This is a genomic window from Nocardia sp. NPDC051570, from assembly GCF_044454005.1.
Lineage (GTDB): Bacteria > Actinomycetota > Actinomycetes > Mycobacteriales > Mycobacteriaceae > Nocardia.
This window is the reverse complement of the sequence record NZ_JBITDI010000004.1, coordinates 238,964-258,196: the sequence shown is the minus strand read 5'-3', so window position 1 is coordinate 258,196 and position 19,233 is coordinate 238,964. Positions and strand designations below refer to the sequence as shown.

The 19,233-nt window shown below is 69.3% G+C and carries 21 protein-coding genes; 12 read left to right on the top strand and 9 right to left on the bottom strand.

Annotated features, from left to right (window positions below; all coding sequences use genetic code 11):
• Positions 1-63: 63 nt before the first annotated feature.
• From nirD to ACIA76_RS11355, 3 genes are all read left to right on the top strand, one after another.
• Positions 64-462 carry a nitrite reductase small subunit NirD gene (gene nirD, locus ACIA76_RS11365; RefSeq protein WP_397151172.1) on the top strand — a complete coding sequence of 133 codons (399 nt, stop codon included), beginning with the start codon at positions 64-66 and terminating at the stop codon, positions 460-462.
• Entirely contained in the window at positions 459-1,640 is a 1,182-nt protein-coding gene (locus ACIA76_RS11360) for a uroporphyrinogen-III synthase (RefSeq protein WP_397151170.1), read from the top strand. Before nirD ends, ACIA76_RS11360 begins: the two co-directional genes overlap by 4 nt.
• A 67-nt stretch (positions 1,641-1,707) precedes the next feature.
• Positions 1,708-2,409: a sirohydrochlorin chelatase gene (locus tag ACIA76_RS11355; protein ID WP_397151168.1), complete on the top strand. Its 702-nt coding sequence runs from the start codon at positions 1,708-1,710 to the stop codon at positions 2,407-2,409.
• Between the two features lie 38 nt (positions 2,410-2,447).
• Here ACIA76_RS11355 and ACIA76_RS11350 read toward each other — a convergent pair whose 3' ends face one another.
• Together ACIA76_RS11350 and ACIA76_RS11345 are read right to left on the bottom strand one after the other, a co-directional pair.
• Complete coding sequence (locus ACIA76_RS11350) at positions 2,448-3,461, bottom strand: alpha/beta hydrolase (protein ID WP_397151166.1); 1,014 nt, start codon at positions 3,459-3,461, stop codon at positions 2,448-2,450.
• A 304-nt stretch (positions 3,462-3,765) separates the two neighbouring features.
• Complete coding sequence (locus tag ACIA76_RS11345) at positions 3,766-4,827, bottom strand: aldo/keto reductase (protein ID WP_397151164.1); 1,062 nt, start codon at positions 4,825-4,827, stop codon at positions 3,766-3,768.
• A 117-nt stretch (positions 4,828-4,944) separates the two neighbouring features.
• Between ACIA76_RS11345 and ACIA76_RS11340 the strand changes: the two genes are divergently transcribed.
• From ACIA76_RS11340 to ACIA76_RS11330, 3 genes are all read left to right on the top strand, one after another.
• Positions 4,945-5,775: a helix-turn-helix transcriptional regulator gene (locus ACIA76_RS11340; protein WP_397151162.1), complete on the top strand. Its 831-nt coding sequence runs from the start codon at positions 4,945-4,947 to the stop codon at positions 5,773-5,775.
• A 95-nt stretch (positions 5,776-5,870) separates the two neighbouring features.
• On the top strand, positions 5,871-6,320 hold the full coding sequence (locus tag ACIA76_RS11335; protein WP_397151160.1) for a VOC family protein: 450 nt from the start codon (positions 5,871-5,873) through the stop codon (positions 6,318-6,320).
• Between the two features lie 97 nt (positions 6,321-6,417).
• On the top strand, positions 6,418-7,407 hold the full coding sequence (locus ACIA76_RS11330) for an alpha/beta hydrolase (protein ID WP_397151158.1): 990 nt from the start codon (positions 6,418-6,420) through the stop codon (positions 7,405-7,407).
• Between the two features lie 61 nt (positions 7,408-7,468).
• Here ACIA76_RS11330 and ACIA76_RS11325 read toward each other — a convergent pair whose 3' ends face one another.
• Complete coding sequence (locus tag ACIA76_RS11325) at positions 7,469-9,175, bottom strand: metallophosphoesterase (protein ID WP_397151156.1); 1,707 nt, start codon at positions 9,173-9,175, stop codon at positions 7,469-7,471.
• 128 nt (positions 9,176-9,303) lie between these two features.
• On the opposite strand from ACIA76_RS11325, the gene ACIA76_RS11320 reads away from it, so the two are divergent.
• The 3 genes from ACIA76_RS11320 (at position 9,304) to ACIA76_RS11310 (ending at position 12,102) form a co-directional block, all read left to right on the top strand.
• Positions 9,304-9,639 carry a TfoX/Sxy family protein gene (locus ACIA76_RS11320; protein ID WP_397151154.1) on the top strand — a complete coding sequence of 112 codons (336 nt, stop codon included), beginning with the start codon at positions 9,304-9,306 and terminating at the stop codon, positions 9,637-9,639.
• 161 nt (positions 9,640-9,800) lie between these two features.
• Entirely contained in the window at positions 9,801-11,429 is a 1,629-nt protein-coding gene (locus tag ACIA76_RS11315) for a class I adenylate-forming enzyme family protein (protein WP_397151152.1), read from the top strand.
• 10 nt (positions 11,430-11,439) lie between these two features.
• Entirely contained in the window at positions 11,440-12,102 is a 663-nt protein-coding gene (locus ACIA76_RS11310) for a peptidylprolyl isomerase (RefSeq protein WP_397151150.1), read from the top strand.
• Here the strand turns inward: ACIA76_RS11310 and ACIA76_RS11305 are convergent.
• On the bottom strand, positions 12,090-12,671 hold the full coding sequence (locus ACIA76_RS11305) for a TetR/AcrR family transcriptional regulator (protein ID WP_397151148.1): 582 nt from the start codon (positions 12,669-12,671) through the stop codon (positions 12,090-12,092). The genes ACIA76_RS11310 and ACIA76_RS11305 overlap by 13 nt on opposite strands.
• Before the next feature lie 71 nt (positions 12,672-12,742).
• Between ACIA76_RS11305 and ACIA76_RS11300 the strand changes: the two genes are divergently transcribed.
• Complete coding sequence (locus tag ACIA76_RS11300; RefSeq protein ID WP_397151146.1) at positions 12,743-13,438, top strand: SDR family oxidoreductase; 696 nt, start codon at positions 12,743-12,745, stop codon at positions 13,436-13,438.
• Positions 13,439-13,455: 17 nt separating this feature from the next.
• Positions 13,456-13,878 (top strand): tautomerase family protein, encoded by a 423-nt coding sequence (locus ACIA76_RS11295; protein WP_397151144.1) that lies wholly within the window; start codon positions 13,456-13,458, stop codon positions 13,876-13,878.
• Positions 13,879-13,885: 7 nt separating this feature from the next.
• On the opposite strand, the gene ACIA76_RS11290 is transcribed toward ACIA76_RS11295, so the two are convergent.
• The 5 genes from ACIA76_RS11290 to ACIA76_RS11270 form a co-directional block, all read right to left on the bottom strand.
• On the bottom strand, positions 13,886-15,619 hold the full coding sequence (locus ACIA76_RS11290; protein WP_397151142.1) for an NTP transferase domain-containing protein: 1,734 nt from the start codon (positions 15,617-15,619) through the stop codon (positions 13,886-13,888).
• Between the two features lie 50 nt (positions 15,620-15,669).
• The gene (locus tag ACIA76_RS11285) at positions 15,670-16,404 is read right to left on the bottom strand and encodes a VOC family protein (RefSeq protein WP_397151140.1); all 735 of its coding nucleotides are present in this window, start codon (positions 16,402-16,404) and stop codon (positions 15,670-15,672) included.
• A 28-nt stretch (positions 16,405-16,432) separates the two neighbouring features.
• Positions 16,433-16,726 carry an MGMT family protein gene (locus tag ACIA76_RS11280; RefSeq protein WP_397151138.1) on the bottom strand — a complete coding sequence of 98 codons (294 nt, stop codon included), beginning with the start codon at positions 16,724-16,726 and terminating at the stop codon, positions 16,433-16,435.
• A 1-nt stretch (position 16,727) separates the two neighbouring features.
• On the bottom strand, positions 16,728-17,489 hold the full coding sequence (locus ACIA76_RS11275; RefSeq protein ID WP_397151136.1) for an alpha/beta fold hydrolase: 762 nt from the start codon (positions 17,487-17,489) through the stop codon (positions 16,728-16,730).
• Positions 17,490-17,562: 73 nt separating this feature from the next.
• A complete protein-coding gene (locus ACIA76_RS11270; RefSeq protein ID WP_397151134.1) occupies positions 17,563-18,126 on the bottom strand; it encodes a TetR/AcrR family transcriptional regulator in 564 nt (187 codons plus the stop codon).
• A gap of 122 nt (positions 18,127-18,248) precedes the next feature.
• On the opposite strand from ACIA76_RS11270, the gene ACIA76_RS11265 reads away from it, so the two are divergent.
• Positions 18,249-19,079, top strand: coding sequence for an alpha/beta fold hydrolase (locus tag ACIA76_RS11265; RefSeq protein WP_397151132.1), 831 nt, complete (start codon positions 18,249-18,251; stop codon positions 19,077-19,079).
• Positions 19,080-19,233 lie beyond the last annotated feature (154 nt).

Sequence of the window (19,233 nt, the reverse complement as noted above, 5' to 3'; positions counted from 1 at the left end):
CGTAATCGCGCGGAAACAGGGCGCCGGTACCAATAGGTAGGGGCGTTCAGAGGAGAGTTACCGATGACCGTGATCGAGACACCCGGCATTGCGCAGGTCACCACCACCGGATGGACCTCGGCCTGCCGCCTCGACTATCTGATTCCCGGCCGCGGGGTCGCGGTGTTGCTGAAGGATGGCTATCAGGCCGCACTGTTCCTGCTGCCCGACGGCACGCTCTACGCCCTGGGCAATATCGATCCGTTCGGGCGGGCCGCGGTCATGTCGCGGGGCCTGGTCGGTGACCGCGGCGGCGTGCCCGTGGTGGCCTCGCCGCTGCTCAAGCAGGCGTTCTCGCTGCTGGACGGGCGCTGCCTGGACGATCCGGCGATGGCGCTTCCGGTCTACGCCGTGCGGGTCGTCGACGGTCTGGTCGCGGTCTCGAACGAGCCGGTGGACCACCGCGGCGGTGACACCGCATGAACCCGGGGTCCGCCGTGCCCGAATGCCTCGCGGGTTTCACGGTCGGGATCACGGCCGCGCGCCGCGCCGACGAGTTGGCCACGCTGCTGACCCGTCGCGGCGCGACAATCATTGCCGCCCCGGCGATTCGCATCATCCCGCTCGCGGACGACACCGAATTGGAGCGGGTGACAAGGCAATTGGTGGCCGACCCGCCGAGTGTCACCGTGGCCACCACCGGCATCGGGTTCCGGGGCTGGATGGAGGCGGCCGAGGGCTGGGGCCTGGCCGAACAGCTGTGCGCCACCCTGGATTCCACGCGACTGTTCGCCCGCGGCCCGAAGGCCAAGGGCGCCATTCGCGCCGCCGAACTGCGGGAGGACTGGTCGCCCGCCTCGGAATCCTCCGCGGAGGTGCTCGACCATCTGCTCGCCGAGGGCGTGGAGGGTGTGCGGATCGCGGTGCAGCTGCACGGCGCGACCACCGAATGGGAGCCGGTGCCCGACTTCTGCGAGGTATTGCGGTGTGCGGGAGCCGATGTGGTGCCGGTGCCGGTGTACCGCTGGACGCCGCCGGAGGATCAGGCGCCGATGGATCGGCTGATCGAGGCGATCGTCACCTCGGCGCTGGACTGCGTCACCTTCACCAGCGCGCCCGCGGTGGCCTCGATGCTCATCCGCGCCAAGGAGACCGGGCTGTTGGATGGGCTGCTGCATGCCTTCCGCACCCGTGTGCTGCCGGTCTGTGTCGGCCCGATCACCGCCGCGCCGCTCGAGGAGCTCGGTGTGGCCACGACGATGCCCGGCCGGGCCCGGCTGGGTGCGCTGGCGCGTCATGTGGCCGAGGAACTTCCCCGGCGCGCCAATCGAATTCACGCGGCCGGACATACGCTCAGCGTGCGCGGCGTCTGCGTGGTGGTCGACGGCGAGGTGCGTCAGCTGGCGCCCGCGCCCATGGCGTTGATGCGGGCGCTGGCACGCCAACCCGGCCGCGTGGTGTCGCGCGAGGATCTGCTGGCCGCCCTGCCCGGGGCCGGTCACGATACCCATGCCGTCGAGACCGGCATCGCCCGCCTGCGCGCGGGACTCGGCACCCCCACGGCCATCCAGACGGTGGTCAAGCGGGGCTACCGCCTGGCCCTGGACCCGGCCGAATGCATCGATAACAATCCGCGTCCCACGCCCCTGACCTGGGTGTGATATCGCATGAAAGCCGTTGCGGACGTGTTGGTTTCGCCATGGGTGCGCAATCGGTAGGAGGTGTGTGATGACCGATCCGGCATTGGTTCTGGTCGCGCACGGCACGCGCAGTGCGCGGGGCGTCGCGATGGTCGCCCAGCTGGCGGAGGCCGTCGCGCGCGAGGTCGGCGGACTGGTCCGGACGGCATTCGTCGACGTTCTGGGCCCCTCGCCCGCCGAGGTGCTGCGGGATCTGGATTCGGTTCCGGCCGTGGTGGTTCCGGCATTCCTGGCCTCGGGCTATCACGTCTATCGAGACGTGCCGCGCGAGATCGCCGACAGCGGCCACCCCGCGGTCGCGGTGACGTCCGCTCTGGGACCGGATCCAGCCCTGGCTCGCATCATGCGCATCCGACTTCAGGCCGCGGGCTGGCGCCCCGGCGACGCCGTGGTCTTCGCGGCCGCCGGATCCTCCGATCCCCGTGCGCGCCAAGATATCCGCCGCTCCGCCACCCTGCTGGCCACCCGCCTGCACACCCCGGTCCATCCCGCCTACATCGCCACCGGCTCCCCCCGAGTCCCGGAAACGGTTGCCGCCCTCCGTGCTTCGGGTCACCCCCGAGTCTTCGTAGCCTCCTACCTGCTGGCCCACGGCCTGTTCCAGGAGCGCCTGCACGAGGCGGGCGCCGACGGCATAGCCGACCCCATCGGCGTCCATCCCGCGGTAGTCCGCCTCCTGGCCACCCGCTACCACACGGCCGCCCAAGCTCTCATCCACAGCGCCGCCTGACTCGTCCGGCTGAGCCTGCCTGCCTGAGGGCCCGCGCCTCACGCAGGCAGGCCCAACCCTTGCGCCAGCACCGGCCATGATCGCAGGAACGAATCGCGGAAGTAACCCCACGAGTGCGTCCCATCCAGGAAGTCGTAGGTGGCCGGAATGTCCAACTGCTCCAGGCGCTCTCGCATCGCGCGCGTGCACTGATCGGTCGCGAATTCGATGAGGCCACCCACCGCCACCTGAGCGGCCAGCCCCCCGGGCCCCGGCGCCATGAGGAACGGACTGCCGGCCACGTCGTGCGGCCCGGGAACACCGCTGCCGGTGGACAGGTACAGCGGCGTGCCCCGCAGCCGATCGGCGTGCACATACGGATCGTTGGCCGCCCACATCGGATCGTCCGGCGGCCCGTACATGTTCTCGGGATCGCCGCCGCCGACCCCGACCACGATCCGAACCATCTGCATACCCATCGAATCGCTGATCCGCGCGCATCCGCTGTACGCGGCCACCGCGCCGAACAGCCCGGGCGCCGCGATCGCGAGCTGTAGCACCGAGGTGGCCGACATCGACATGCCCGAGATGGCTTTGCGGCCGTCGGCCCCGAGCGCGGCATCCAGGACCGGCGGTAGTTCCGTGGTGAGGAAGGTGCGCCACTTGTTCACGCCCAGTACGGGATCCGGTGCGCGCCAATCGGTGTAGTAGGTGTCCCGTCCGCCCACCGGCGCGACGACATTGACGTTCTTGGTCGCGAGGAAGTCCAGCACATCGGTCCGCTTGCGCCAGGTCGCATCGTCCTCGCCGCCGCCACCGCCGTTGAGTAGATACAGCGTGGGCCGGGGCGTGGAGGTGTCGGCGGGGCGCAGCACATCGACGTCGATGGCGCGGCCCATCGCGGGCGAGTACACCCGGTACCGGATGTTTCGCGCGTCGACGGTCACGGTGTCGACGATGCGGGCCGTTTCGGACGCGGCGCGCACGACGGTCGCGGTCGAGCCGAAGACGAGGGCCGCGAGCGCGGCGAGGATCGGCAGGCGCGCAAGGACGGCCCGCAGTGTCGAGATCATGCGTGTGTTCCCAGCTTTCGATACCGAACGGGGCCGGGCGTTCCGGCGCACGCCGAAACGGGTTGATATACAGGGATTCCCTGACCATCGCGGCCGAGTTACTCAGGCCACGGTATCGATCGGATCGGCTCCAGCGAATCCGCCGCGTGGCGGACCCGGCCTACGGGCCTTCCCCTACCACCGAGTCGGTAGTCGCCCTACCACTACGAAGGTATTCGGATGAGCCGGTGGCGGATTTCCGGCTGGCGTGCGAGCGATCCTACCCTCGTCGAGATCGCTGATTCCGCTTTTGCGGCAACGGGTTTCAGCGCGCCTCGACCCGCAGATCGCCGAAGATGATATTGCGGGTCAGCTCGCGCTCCAGCATTTCGTGCGGGAAGCCGAGTTCGACCGCGCTCGCCGCGTTCAGTCGATCCAGCGCGGCCGCCTCGAATTCGACCTCGAGCGCCCCGAGGTTGTCCTCCAACTGCTCCGGGGTGCGAGCGCCGACGATCGGCGCGGTCACGCCGGGCGTGCGCAGTGTCCAGGCCAGCGCCACCTGTGACGGTGGCCGATGCAGTTCGGCCGCGACCTCTTTCACCACCTCCGCGATCGCCAGTCCGCGTTCGGTGAGCGCCCCGTTGGCCAGGGCGACACCCTTGCGGGTGCTCTGCGGCGAGCCGACGACCGCCTCGGCCAGATCGGCGCGGTTGTACTTGCCGGTGAGCACGCCGCCGCCCAGCGGTGACCACGGCACCACGCCGAGTCCCATCTCCCGGGCCATCGGGATCAGGTCGCGTTCCACCGTGCGCTCGATGAGGCTGTACTCGATCTGCAGGGCCACCAGCGGCGCCCAGCCGCGCAGGTCCGAGATGGCCTGCATACGCGCGACTTGCCACGCCGGGGTGTTGGAGATGCCGATGTAGAGCACCTTGCCCTGACGCACCAGATCGTCGAGCCCGCGCAGGATCTCCTCGACCGGCGTCCGGAAGTCCCACGCGTGCAGGTACAGCAGATCGATGTAATCGGTATTCAGTTGCCGCAGGCTGTTTTCCACCGAGGAGAACATGCTCTTGCGGTGATTGCCACCGGAGTTCGGATCCCCGGGACGGCGCAACATGGTGTATTTCGTTGCCAGCACCAGACTGTCGCGGTTGTCCCGGGTGAACTCGCCCAACAGCCGCTCCGATTCGCCCCCGGTGTACACGTTGGCGGTATCGATGAAGTTCCCGCCCCGCTCGACATAGAGGTCGAACAGCTTGCGGGCGTCGTCGGTATCCGCGCCCCAGCCCCACTGGGCGCCGAAGGTCATGGCTCCGAGCGCGAGCGGGGATACTCGTAGCCCGGAACGTCCCAGCAGCCGGTAGGTGTCGAGGGTGATCGACATCGGTCCTCCTTGTGGTCGTACTCGCTGTCGATATCGAGTCTGGTGCGGCCGTGATGCCGGGATAAGGGAAGGCTTTTCCTGGGAACGCTGATCCCACCCTGGTCGTACGATCGAACGATGACCAGTGGCACGGCGACTGCGACCCGGGAACTCGCTGCATTCCTGCGGACCCGGCGTGAGCGCCTGGATCCCCTCGACTTCGGGCTGCCGCCGCGCCGCGGGTCCCGTCGCACGCCGGGTCTGCGCCGCGAGGAGGTCGCCGACCTGGCCGGGGTGAGCACCGACTACATCGTCCGGCTGGAACAGGGCCGTGGGCTGCGGCCGTCGCCGGAGGTGCTCGAGGCGCTGGCCCGGGCGCTGCGGCTGGCCCCCGCCGAGCGGGGCTACCTGTTCGATCTGGCCCAGCAGCGGCCGCCGCATATCGAGAAGTCCGCGACGACCGCGGCCCCGGATCTGGCCCGATTGGTGGATGACCTCTCGCCGCTGCCGGTCATGCTGATCAACCATCGCTACGACATCCTGGCCTGGAACCCCGAGATGTCCCGATTGATGCTGGACCTCGATGCGCTGCCCGAATCGCAGCGCAACTGCATGTGGCTGTGCATGCTGCATCCACAGCGGCGCGATTTCTACGTCGATCGCGAACGGATCGTGCGCGAGGGCATCGCCGATCTGCGCGCGGCCTGGGCGGCTCATCCCGACGATACGGCGCTGGCCGATCTCATCACCGAATTCCGCACGGGCGATGAGGAATTCGCGCGGCTGTGGGCCATGCGCGATGTGCGGGTCACCGGGCGCGGAGTCAAGGCCATGTGCCATCCGGAGGTCGGCCGCGTCGCGGTACGGTTCGAGGTGCTGATACCGGCGCAGGATCCCGAGCAGCGGCTGGTGATCTATCGGGCCGCCGACGACGACAGCCAGGCGGCGCTCGACCGACTGTGTGTATGAACTCGCGAGAAGTTATCTCGCGAGATGTGTCGAACGGGCGCGCGCGGCTCCGACCCATGAGTGTCAGTCGGGACAACCGAACTCAGGAGCAGACCATGACCAGCGTCAACACCTTCCTCTGGTTCGACAGCGAGGCCGAGCAGGCCGCGGAGTTCTACGTCGCACTGCTGCCCGACGCGCGCATCGTCGAGGTCACCCGCAATCCGGACGGCTCGGCCTTCCTCGTCGCGCTCGAACTGGCCGGGCATGCGATCTCGCTGCTGAACGGCGGGCCGGGCCATCGGCTCACCGATGCCGCGTCGCTGCAGGTCATCGTCGAGGGCCAGGCGGAGGTCGATCGGCTGTGGGCGGCGCTCACCGCCGACGGCGGCGAGCCCGGCCCGTGCGGCTGGCTGACCGATCGCTACGGGCTGTCCTGGCAGATCGTCCCGTCGGAGCTGCCGAAGCTGATGAGCGGCGAGCGGGCCGCGGCGGTGGGGGCGGCCCTGCGCACGATGTCCAAGATCGATCTGCGGGCGCTGCGGGACGCGCACGACCACGGGTGACGTCATTGTCCGGGTAATTGCCGACCGCCCATTCCGTCGACGAACACGCCGCCGAGTTCGCCCGTGGCCGTTCGCATATGGTGCGATACTCGCAGCTATGCACCGGCCATCGCGCTGCCTGGCAGTCCTGTTCGCCACCTTTATTGCATTTGCCGGATTCTTGCCGGGGATCGCAACGGCGGCCGATCCGGGTGACGGCTCCTCGATCCTCGAGGTGCGTCCGCTGGGCGGGCGGCAATACTCGGTGACCGTCCAGTCCGCGGCGATGAACAAGCCCATCACGGTGTGGATTTCGCATCCGGACGGTCCCGCGCCCGCGCTGTATCTGCTCAACGCGGTCGACGGCGGGGAGGACGGTGGGCCGTGGACCAACCGCACCGATGTCGCGCAGTTCTTCGCCGATAAGCCGGTCAACGTGATCGTGCCGATGGGCGGTCGGGCCAGCTACTACACCGACTGGCTGACCGACGATCCGGTGCTGGGCCGAAACAAGTGGTCCACCTTCTTGATTCACGAACTGCCGACGCTGCTGCGGGACCGGTTCCAGCTCACCGGTCGCAATGCCGTTGCGGGGACGTCGATGTCGGCGACCTCGGCGCTGGACCTCGCGATCGAGGCGCCCGGCATGTACCAGGCGGTCGGCGCCTACAGCGGCTGCCCGCGCACCAGCGACCCGGCCGCTCGCGCCCTCGTGAACTCCCAGCTGAGCATATTCGGCGCCAACGCCGCCAACATGTGGGGCGCACCGGACAATCCCGCCTGGGCCGCCCACGACCCGATCGTCAACGCCGACCGCCTGCGCGGCCCCGCCCTCTACCTCTCCGCGGGCACCGGCTCCCCGGGCGCCCACGACACCCTGGCCGACCCGTCGATCCACGGCGACCCGATCGCCCTGACCAACCGGATCGCCGTGGGCGGACCGATGGAATCCTTCGTCAACGCCTGCACTCGGGTGCTCGTGGATCGCCTTGCGGGACTGGGTATTCCGGCTACCGTGGCCTCGCATGCGGGTACCCATGCCTGGCCGTACTGGCAGGACGATCTGCACGATTCGTGGCCGGTGTTCGCGGCCGCGCTGGGCGTCTAGACGCCCGGACCGCGCGCCGCGATGGCTTCGTCGGTCCGGGCATGCCCCCAGAGTCCCCGGACTACTTGCCGACCTGTCGACGGTAGGTGACCTTGTCGAACTCCCGGCCGTATTCATCCACCGCGACGACGTCCATCTCGCTCGAGAAGAAGCCCGGGCGGACGTCGACTCGGATGAAGGAGTAGTTGCGGAAGCGGACTCGCGACCAGGGGGCCACCTCGTCCTGTTTGGTGCCGTCGGGGGCCCAGACGTAGCTGTTGGGTACCGCGGTGTCGGGGACCTCGTGGCCGCGGTAGGTCTCCGGGGAGCCGGGCTGGAAGCCGTAGCGGGGGCGGCCGCCGCCGCCGACCGTGTAGTAGACCGTGCCGTCGTCCTTGCCGTAGACGATCGAGTTGTCGCCCGCGACCTTGGTCGGCTTGTTGTCCCGGATCGGATCGGTGCGCTCGAAGATGTGGTTGTGGCCCTGCAGGACCAGATCGACCTCGTAGCGGTCGAACAGCTCGCACCAGGCATCGCGCACGCCGCCGTCGCTGGCATGGGAATCGGTAGTCGAATACGCGCAGTGGTGGAAGAAACAGACGATGAAGTCGATATTCGAATTCGCCCGATACGACGCGAGCGTGCTGCCCACCCAACCCTGCTGGGCGCCACCGGAATAGCCCGTATTGGCCTTGATCTCGTAGGAGATGTCGTTGGCGTCCAGCGACAGCACCGCGACATTGCCGTAGGTGAACGAGTAGGCCGAGGGGCATCCGGCCGGGCCGTTGCCCGGAAGGTCCAGGCGCGCAAGGTGTCCGCCGTAGCCGTGGGTGTCGTAGGCGGCCTCCATATCGTGGTTGCCGGTGGCGAACATCCACGGGGTGTTCGACGCGCTGGCCTCGATGGCGCCGAAGTACACGTCCCATACATAGGGATTGAACTTGTCGAAGCCGGTGGCCGGATCGCCGCCGCCCGACGGGACGAACTGCGGCTTCAGCCCCGCGCCCGAGGGGTCGGCGTAGGCGATATCGCCGGCCAGGACATGGAAATCCGGTCGGCTGGCGGCGATCTGGTTCAGCACGTTGACCGTATGCGGCGCGGTCGGATCGTTATCGGGCTTGTAGTACCGATCGTCGTAGTCGCCGGGCGCCAGACCCGGTGGCTGCGTGGGCGTTTCGTCGGTGCCCTGATCGCCCATCATCGTGAATCGGAAGGGCAGCACCGCATTTCGCGCGGACGGCATGGCCGTCGACGCGTTGCGCACATCGCCGGCGAAACCGTCGGAGGTGCGCCAGCGGTAGAAGTGCGGCAGCCGTCCGGGCAGCCCGTCGACCGGGGCGTGCACATAGAACTGTTCGGCCGCGAGCACGCCGCCGTCGCTGCTGGGGATCTGAGTGACCAGGTTGCGCACCTCGGCCTCGATCGTCCCGCCCAGCGCGGGCGTCGGCCCGTGATCGAGGAAGACCTTGGCGCCCTGGGGGTTTCGCGACAGCTGCGCGGCGAATCGGAGCTGGCTCGCCGCATCGGCGCCGAAGCCCACATGCCGGCCCGCGACCGCCAGCTGGGCGTCCTCGGCGTAGGCGCGGGCCGCGAACGGGGAGGTGCCGACCGCCGCGACGGCCGCGGCCGCCGCCGATCCGCGCAGGAAGTTGCGCCGCGAGACCGCGTGCCGGCGTAAGTAGGAGCGATGCCACTCGTACTGCTCGGCCATGGTCATGGTGGCGGCAAGATGCTCCGGAATCCCGGTATCCGGAATATCACCGGCGGGGTTCAAGCGTTGGGACGGCATGAGGTTGGATGGTTGTCCAACCAGGCCCTCTCCGGCAACTCGAACTGCCGGGCCGGCCGGGAATTCTTGATGAACTTTAGGTGCGCGACCATGCATATGTGCCGGGGTCGCGGCCCACAATGCCCGGTATGGCGTACGACGAGCAGTTGGCCGACCGGATTCGCGACCTGCTGGGCCCGGCCCTGTCCGAGGTGGTCGAGAAGAGGATGTTCGGCGGCCTGGCCTTCCTGGTCGGCGGCAATATGGCCGTGGCGGCCGCGGGTAAGGGCGGCCTGATGGTCCGGGTCGCCCCCCGAGAGGCCGAGGCCCTCATCGACGGCGAATTCGTCACCCCGATGACCATGGGCGGCCGCGAAATGCAGAACTGGCTCCGCGTCGCCACCGAATCGGTGGCCGACGACGACGTCTTGTGCGAATGGATCGACCGTGGAATGCGCTACGCCCGCACCCTCCCATCCAAGTAACCCTTGCGCTAGGGGTTGCGCCATTCCCGCCCCTCGGTCGACATCGATCGCCCAGCGAGTGAAGAACCGTTCCCGCTGGGCGGCAAGCAATTCGATGCGCGGCCGGGCCGCTGCGATGCTTGTCCGAAGGCGACCTACGACGCGATCCGAGCGAGGATGACATGACCCAAGTCGTTGATACCACCGCGTTGACCGGACCCGGAGGCCGCTTCGAGATGTCCGTCGAACCGGTGCTGGGCGTGCCGATTCCGGTGTTCCGCCACCGCGTCCGCGCCCTGCTCGACCTGCTGGACGCCGCGCGCGCCTGGGGCGATAAGGACTTCCTGGTGACCGAGGATCGGCGCCTGAGCTTCGCCGAACACCACGACGCGGTCGAGGCGCTGGCGCATGCCCTGGCCGAGCGCTTCGGCATCGACAAGGGCGACCGCGTCGGCATTCTCGCGGCCAACACCCCGGAATGGGTGGTGACCTTCTGGGCGGCCCTGCGGCTGGGCGCGATCCCCGTCGGTTACAACGCCTGGTGGGCGCCGCCCGAAATCGCCTACGGCCTGGCCCATACCGCCCCGAAGGTGGTGATCGCGGACGCGAAACGCGCGGCGTTACTGCCGGATTCGACCCCCGCGCTCACCATGGAACGCGACCTGCCGGAGCTGATCGCCGCCCACCGGGGACGACCCGGACCCGCCCGCCCGGTCATCGCCGAGGACGATCCCGCGGTGATCCTCTACACCAGCGGCACCTCGGGCCGCGCCAAGGGTGTGGTGCATTCGCATCGAAATCTGCTGGCGGTCAGCGACTATCACCGATTCACCGACGCCGTCTCGGCCGCACTGCGCGGTCAGGCCGCCGGGGACGGGCCCAGCGATAAGCGCTTCCTGCTGACCTCACCGCTGTTCCACATCGCGAGCCTGCACAATCTGGTGGTGCCGCGGCTGGCGACCGGCGCCACCGTCGTGATCCACCAGGGCTCCTTCGAGGCCGACCGGGTCCTGCGGCTGCTGGAACGGGAGCGGATCTCCCATTGGGGCGCGGTGCCGACCCTGGCCGCCCGCCTGCTCGAACGCGATCCGTCCGACTACGATCTGTCCGCACTGACCGCCGTCTCGCTCAACGCCGCACCCTCCTCGCCCGCCTTCCACCGCCGCCTGCGCGAGCAGCTGCCCGCCGCGAGGATCGCGCTGGCCACCAGCTACGGCCTCACCGAAAGCGGCACCGCCGCAACGGTTGCCGCGCCCGCCGAACTGGCCGCGTATCCGGAGACGGTGGGGCGGCCCATCATCGGCGTCGCACTCGAGATCCGCGATCCCGACGGCGCACCCGTGCCGGACGGCGTCGAGGGCGAGATCTGCGTCCGCAGCCAGTACGTGATGCTCGGCTACTGGAACGACCGATCCGCCACGACCGCCGCCATCGACGCCGAGCGCTGGTTGCGGACAGGGGATTTCGGCACTGTCACCGACGGCCGGCTGCACCTGTCCGGCCGCCGCACCGATCTCATCCTGCGCGGTGGCGAGAACGTGTACCCCATCGAGATCGAGAACGTGCTGGACGAACATCCGGCCGTCGTCGAATCGGCGGTACTGGGCATCGCCCACAATGATCTGGGCCAGGAGGTGGCCGCGGTGGTGGTCGTCGCGGATCCGAATGCGGTGAGCGAGGCCGAACTCCGCGCCTTCACCGCCGCCCGCCTCGCCTACTTCAAGGTCCCCGCCCGCTGGTCGATCACCTCGAACCCCCTGCCGCGCAATGCCACCGGCAAAGTGATGCGGAGGAATATCGAGATCGGCTAGGTTGCTCGCCATGAGGTCACGCTGTGCTGCCGTATTCTCCGCCGTTGTCGTCTCGCTGTCCGGGCTGCTGGTCGGCGCGGGTGCGGCCGAGGCGAAACCACCGTTGGTGACCTGCGATTTCACCGCGACGCCGGAGAATCCCGCGGCCCGGCCGGTCCTGGCGCCGCCGCCGATCGCGCCGACCCTCGGCACCATCGACGTCACCTTCCGGTTCCGCCAGGGCCCGGTGACGGTGCGCCTCGACCGGGCGGGCGCGGCGCCCTGCGCGGTGCAGAATATGACCAGCCTTGTGCTGCAACACTTCTACGACCGCAGCCAATGCTGGCGGCTCACCGATAGCGAGCGCCTGGGCGTGCTGCAGTGCGGTGACATCGACGAGGTGGAGAAGGGCGGACCGGGCTACGCCTTCCCCGACGAGGTGGACGGCACCGAAACCTATGAGCGCGGCACCCTCGCCATGGGTAATCAGGGGCCCGGCACCAACGGCAGCGAATTCTTCCTCGTGCATTCCTTCGCGCACATTCCCGCGAACTACTCGGTGCTGGGTCGTGTGGTGAGCGGAATGGATGTGCTCGACGGCATGGTCGCCGCAGGGATCACCCCGACCGAACGCGGTCCGCGCGACGGCCTGCCCGCCGAGCCGGTGCTCATCGACGCCACTCAGCTGGGCTGAGCGAGCAGGCGCTCGCGGGCGGCCCGCAGGATGCGCTCCGACAGGTCGTCACCGGCGCTGGCCCGTGCCAGCATGAGCGCCCCGGCCATCAAGGACACCTCGACCAGAAGTTCGTCCTCGTCACCGGAGCGATCGCCGAGACCGCCGAGGTTATCGATCAGCTCGCGTAATCCGTCGAGATAGGCCTGCCGCAACGGACTTTCGGCCTCCGCGCGCGCCGCATCCCCGACGAGTGCGGCCAGGCCGCACCCCTGCCCGGGATGATCGCGGTGCGCGACCGACAGATACCGCTCGAGGAACAGCCTCCGCGCGGTCTCGGAATCCGGGCTGGCCTCGCGGATATCCGCGAGCTCCCGCGACTTCTCCGCGCAGGCGGCCGTGCAGGCCTGCGCCACCAGATCCTCCTTGGACCGGAAGTGGCGATAGAAGCCGCCGTGGGTCAGCCCCGCCGCGGCCATCAGCTGCGGCACGCTCATGCCGTGCGCGCCGTGCTCGCGGACCTGCGCGGCGGCCGCGTCGAGGACCTCCCGGCGGTGGGTCTCCGCCTGCGCCCGTGATGCTCGCGGCATATCGTTCCCCTTCGATCGAATCGGTCGTCGCAGTCTTGCGCATCGCTATAGATGATGAGCATAATCTAAACATGACCAGAATTGAAGGCGCGATCGCCCTGGTGACCGGCGGTCAGCGAGGATTGGGCCGAGCATTCACCGAGGAACTCCTGCGCCGCGGCGCGGACAAGGTGTACGTCACCGCACGCAACCCGATCGCGAGCGAGGATCCGCGCGTCGAATCGCTCGCACTCGAGGTGACGAATCCGGATTCGATTGCGGCCCTGGCCGATCGGACCAAGGATGTGAGCATCGTCGTCAACAACGCCGGGGTCCTGCACCCCGCGCCGCTGCTGCGGGCGGAGATGGCCGATGTGGTGGAGACCTTCGAGGTCAACGTCTTCGGTCCGTTGCGCATCGCCCGGGCCTTCGCGCCGATTCTCGCGGCCAACGGCGGTGGCGCGCTGATCGACATCCATTCGGTGCTGTCGTGGAGCGCCGGCGCGGCCGCCTACGGCGCGTCCAAGGCGGCGCTGTGGTCGCTCACGAACTCGCTGCGCCTGGAACTGGCCGGACAGCACACCCAGGTCGTCGGCGTCCATCTCGCCTTCGCCGATACCGATATGGCCCGGGGCTTCCCGGGCGACAAGCTCGGTCCGGAACAGGTCGCGCGGGCCGTCTTCGAGGGCGTCGAGCGGGGCGAGACCGAGGTCCTCGTCGACGAGTTCACCCGCGGGATCAAGGCGGCGCTGTCCGGACCCGTCGAGGGCCTGGCCCTGAGCATCTGATCGGAAGGAGTTCGTCCATGCCGCTGTGGCAGATCCACCACCCCGCCGGCGTCTACTCCGAGGCGGATAAGCGCGACTTCGCGGGCGACATCACCGCGAACTACACCGCCGTCGGCCTGCCCGCGTTCTACGTCGTCGTGCTGTTCCACGAGATCACCGCGTCGAATCTCTATGTCGGCGGGCAGCCCGCGGACGATGCCGTGCGGATCGTCGTCTCACATCTGGCCCGCCACCTCGACGATCCGGAACGCCGCAAGCAGATGACCGAGCGCCTCGACGCCACCCTGCACCCGTACACCCGGGATCGAGGCCTGCACTGGGAGTTCCACGTCGACGAATCCCCGCGCGATCTGTGGATGATCGCCGGTCTGTGGCCGCCCGGCCCGGGCACCGACGCCGAAAAGGCCTGGGCCGCAGCCAACAAGCCGCTCCCGTACTGACGACGAATCAGTCCGGCAGGGGCAGCAATTCGACCAGCGCGCCGTCGGGGGCATCGGGCGGGACGATCACCAGGCCGTCGCGATCGAGCAGGCCCGCGAGGTGGGCGGTGCGGATGGCGGGATCGCCGGACCAGCCGCCGTCGGACAGGGCGCGCGAGGGAACCATGCGGGCGACGGGCCCGGAGATGGTGGCGGCGTTGGCCAGGGGGACCAGCAAGGGCCGGGCCGGAGTGCGATCGGTGAGGCCGTCGACGAGTGCGGGAACCAGCGCCGCCAGGGTCGCGATCGCGGCATAGGGATTGCCGGGCAGACCGAGAACGACCGTGCCGGAAGAGGTTTCGGCCACGACGGTGGAGCCGCCGGGCCGCAGGCGCAGACGGTGAACCAGGACGCGGGCCGCCGTGCGATCGAGCGCGTCGCGGAGCTGATCGGCCGCACCGCCGCCGGTGGCGCCGATGATCACCAGTAGATCGCAATCCCCGGCGGCGGCCAGCACCTCGTCGAAGCCGTTCGGGGTATCGCGCAGATGTACGCGATCCACGGTGTGAATTCCATAGTGGGACAGCAGATCCGGCAGCACCGGGCCGATCGAGTCGCGGGTCTGCCCGGTATGCAGGGGGCCCTCGCCGCGAATCTCGTCGCCGGTCATGACGATTCGCGCCCGCACCGGCCCGCGCACCGAGACTGCGGTGACCTCGGCCGCGGTGGCTGCGGAGATCAGGGCATTGGACACCGGCGTCCCCGCCTCGGCGATGAGATCGCCGGGGTGCCAGTCCTCCCCGCGGCGGCGCACATCGTCGCGGACCGGGGCATCGGGCAGCCGGTGCAGCAGATCGCCCTCGCGGCGCACGAATTCGTCCCGCACGACCGTGCTCGTACCCTCCGGCACATGCGCTCCGGTCGCGATCCGCACCGCCTCCCCGGCCAGCAGGCCGACCGGCCGCTGCCCGCCCGCGAAGCCGATATCGTCGCGCAACCGCCACGGGCCGTCCCCGGCCACGGCATAGCCGTCCATCGCCGAGACGTCGAAACGCGGCAGCGCCTCGGCGGCCCGCAGCGGTGCGGCCAGCGCCGCGCCGCGCGCCGACCGCAGCGGCGACTGCCGGGTGGGCAGGCGAGAGAGGTTGTGGCGCAGGGAGGTTCGTGCCTCGTCGAGGGTCAGCGGTGCGGCCCGGGCGCGGGCCCGGCGCACCTCGTCGGCGGTATCGCAGTCGACGACGCCGGGCAGCGCCACCATGACCGTATCCACCGGCACCAATGCCTTCATCGGCTGATTGACCGGCGAGTCCAGCCGGTCCAGGCCCGCCAGCAGCGCCGTGCGTCGCCAGACCCCGACCAGATACTGCGGCCGACCGGTCTCATCGGCCGCGAATACCGCCGACGTCTCGGATTCCCTTGCGTGCCGGATCAATTCGTCGATCGCCTCGGCGGTCAGGAACGGCATATCGGCGGCCAGCACCGCGACCAGGTCGGCCGGGAAATCGCATTCGGCCAGCGCGCGCAGGCCCGCCGCGATCGCGGCGACCGGACCCGCGCCCGCGGGTACCTCCTGCACCTGCCGAATCGCCGGTGACAGTTCGGGCCGATGCGGGCCGACCACGACCGTGCGCACACACGACGCCACGGCCGCGAGCGCCGCATCCAGCATCGACCGGCCACCGACCATGATCGCGGGCTTGTCCACCCCGCCCATCCGCGTGGCCCGCCCGCCCGCGAGCACGATCGCGTCGACCGTGGTCACGAGCCGTCACCCCGCACGTTGATCATGGCGCCGATCGTAGGCGATCGGAGTCAATCGCCCCGAGGACGCAGCAGCTGGAATTCATAGGTCTCCGGATCGGCCAGCACCATCGATCGGGCGCGGCCCGCGCGGGAATCGTTGGGCCGCAACGTGATCGCGCCCGCCGCGCGCAACCGTTCGAGATCGGCATCCGGATCGCCGGCGGGATGGGACGTCAGATCCAGGCGCAGGCGGTCGCCGTCGCCCTCGGCCCGCAGGAACTCCAGCCAGGGACCCTGCCCGGTCGCCGCCCTGATTCCGCACAGCTCGTTGCCGTGGTGGGTCACCGGCCAGCCCGACGCCGCGGACCAGAACCGCGCGAGCCGCGCCGGGTCGCGGGTATCGACGACGATCGCGGCGACCGCACCGGTGTCGACGTACTGCTCTCGCGGCTCCAGCACACAGAATTCGTTGTCCTCGGGATCGGCCAGCACCTCCCACGGCACCGCGCCCTGACCGATATCGATCCGCCGCGCGCCCAGCGACAGCGCCCGATCCACCTGTACCCGTTGATGATCCAGCGAACGGCTGGCCAGATCCAGATGGATGCGGTTCTTCCCGGATTTGGGCCGCGCGGCGGAGCGGAAGGTCAGCGCCACATCGGGAGCGTCCGGATCGGGTGCGGCCACATCGACCTCGTCGGGGCGATCCACCGTCACATCCCACCCCAGCAGCTCGGCCCAGAACCGGGCCACGGACCGTGGTTGGTCGGCATCGAACACCACGCACGCCAGACGGGTGGACATGAGACCACCGTAATCGCCCGTCGCGGGATTAGAAGCGAAACCGGGCCGCCGCCAGGTCTACTCGGTCGCCGCGGATCGGGCACCCCTCCTCGGCCAGCTGCCGCAGTTGCCGCCCGACCAGATGCGGCGCGGGCGTGCCGTCGGCGCGGAGCACCCGATGCCAGGGCAGATCGGCGGAATCGGTGCGCATGATCCAGCCGACCGTGCGCGGCGTGGACAGTCCGGCCGCCGCGGCGATATCGCCGTAGGTGGCGACGCGGCCCGGCGGTATCGCGGCCACCAGTTCGCGGACCCGCTCGACCTGGGCGTCGGTGGTCGCCATCTCAGAGGACCGAACGCACGACGGCGGCCGTCTCGGCGGGGCGGGCCTGGGCGACCATATGATCGCAGTCGAATTCGTGGATCCGCAGCCGGTCGCCCAGATGGTCGGTGAGCGCGGCGCGCAGCTGCGGGGTGACGATCGGCGCCTTCATCGCATGCACCAGCACGGTCGGCAGGTCCCGCGGCGGCAGCACGATATCGCGGGCGAGCTGACCCCAATAGGAGACGATGGCGGGCAGGCTGATTCGCCAGGTCAGTCGGCCCGCCTCGGTAAGCGTCAGATGTTCGGCCAGTTCGGCCTCGAGCAGCCCCGGTTCGACATCGGCCCAGGCGGTCTCCAGCTTGTCGAGCCGGGCCGCCTCGCGATCCGGGAAGTCGGGATGGGCCAGCGTGCTGTCGGCGACCTGCCGCAGGAATTCGGGATCCAGTCCCATGGCCGGATCGAGCAGCACCAGGGCGCGGACCAGTTCGGGATGCCGATGGGCGAGATGGATCGCCGTCGCCCCGCCGAACGAATGCCCCACCACCACAGCCGATTCGCCGTCGAGCAGCTCGGCCACATCCTCGACCACGGCCTCGAAGGTCCACGGCGGCAGGGCGGAGGAGCGGCCGTGGCCGCGCAGATCGGGTGCGACGATCCGCAGATCGGGCAGGTGTTCGGCGGCCAGCGCCGCCCAGCGCCGGCCGTGGCCGGTCAATCCGTGCAGGGCGAGGACGAGCGGCCCGTCGGCCGGGCCGAAACGATGGACGTTGAGATCGGTCACCCGCCCATTGTGCCGAGGCGCGGCGAGATCGCGCGGTCGTCGGCGGAAATCTGCCTGCGCGGTGCCGCTGACCTCAGGCGTCTCCGATGACGGTGCGCACGGTGGCCCGGACCACGCTCTCCGTCGCCTCGGCGGCGTCGAGGTAGCCGCCGACGAGGATGCCGTCCCGCAGGAACACCAGTTGTTGCGCCGCGAGGTCCGGTTCGGGATGGCCGGTGGCAGTGAGGAATTCGGACAGCGTGGCGTGCAACCACGCGCGGTGGGTGGCGGCGGCCCGGCGCACCGGATGGTCCGGATTCGGATATTCGCTGGCGGCGTTGATGAAGGGGCAGCCGCGGAAGCCCGGACCGCAGGAGTGCGCGGTGATGGCGGTGAACAGCGCGTAGAGCCCGTCCCGCGGCGGCAGATCACCGGCCGCGCCGAGCAGCGCTGTCCGGGTGCCCTGATCCTTGCGCCCGAGATAGGCGACCACCAGATCGTCCTTGGACGGGTAGTGGCGATAGAACGTGGCCTTGGTGACGCCCGCCTCGGCGATGAGGCGTTCCACCCCGACGGCCTGGATCCCCTCGGTGTAGAAGAGGTGGCTCGCGGTCTCGAGTAGCCGCTGAGCTGGGGGTATGTCGATCTTGCTCGCCATGTGGCGACAGTAGCAGACCGGTCTTTCTCTCTTGAAGTTGACAGAGAGAGACCGGTCTGTCTACATTCATCCTCGTCGGCGAGAGAGACCGGTCCTTCTACCGGTATGAGAGAGGTCGAATCATGAACAGCGACAACAGGTTCCGCGACACACTTCGCCGAGGCGCGGCACTGGCCGGCGCGGTGGCGGTGACCGCGGGCGTCGCCGCCGCTGCGAATACGGCCACCGCTGCGCCGCCGTCCACCGGATCGGCCGGAGATCAGAAGCCGACGGTGGTTCTGGTCCACGGCGCCTTCGCCGATTCCAGTAGCTGGAACGGGGTGATCACCGACCTGTCCAGGGACGGCTATCGGGTTGTCGCGGCGGCCGATCCGCTGCGCGATCTGGACAGCGACTCGAATTATGTTGCGAGCGTGGTCAACAGCATTCCCGGGCCGGTGGTGCTGGTCGGCCACTCCTACGGTGGTTCGATCATTACCAATGCGGCCCGCCAGGCGGGCAATGTGAAGAGCCTGGTCTACATCGCCGCCGCGGCGCCCGACGCGGGCGAATCCACCCTCACCGCCGGTGGTGCGGACCTCCCGCACACCGATGTCGGCAAGAAGCTGTGCCCGCACCCGATTCCGGACGGTGTCGATCTCTACCTCGAACCCGACCAGTTCCACGACACCTTCGCGCAGGATGTGCCCGCCGACCAGGCGGCGCTGATGGCCGCCACCCAAAGGCCGGTCAAGGCCGGCGCATTCGACGCCGTCTCCGGCGAGCCCGCGTGGAAGGCCCTGCCCTCCTACTATCTGGTCTCCACCGAGGACCATGTCATCCACCCCGACGCGCAACGCGCCATGGCCAAGCGCATCGGGGCCAAGGAGACCGTCGAGGTCCACAGCTCACACGCCGCGGCCGTCTCCCATCCCCACGAAACCGCGGATCTCATCCGCGACGCCAGTCGGTAGGCCGATAGCCGGACGGGGTGGTCACCCCGTCCGGCCCATATCGAATAGATGTTCGAATTTCATTGCTGGGGGCGGCTTATGCCCTTATCAATGGCATTGGGCTCCCTGTCACAGATCGGTCGCCTTTGGTGTGAGCGACACAGTTCGGGGTCGG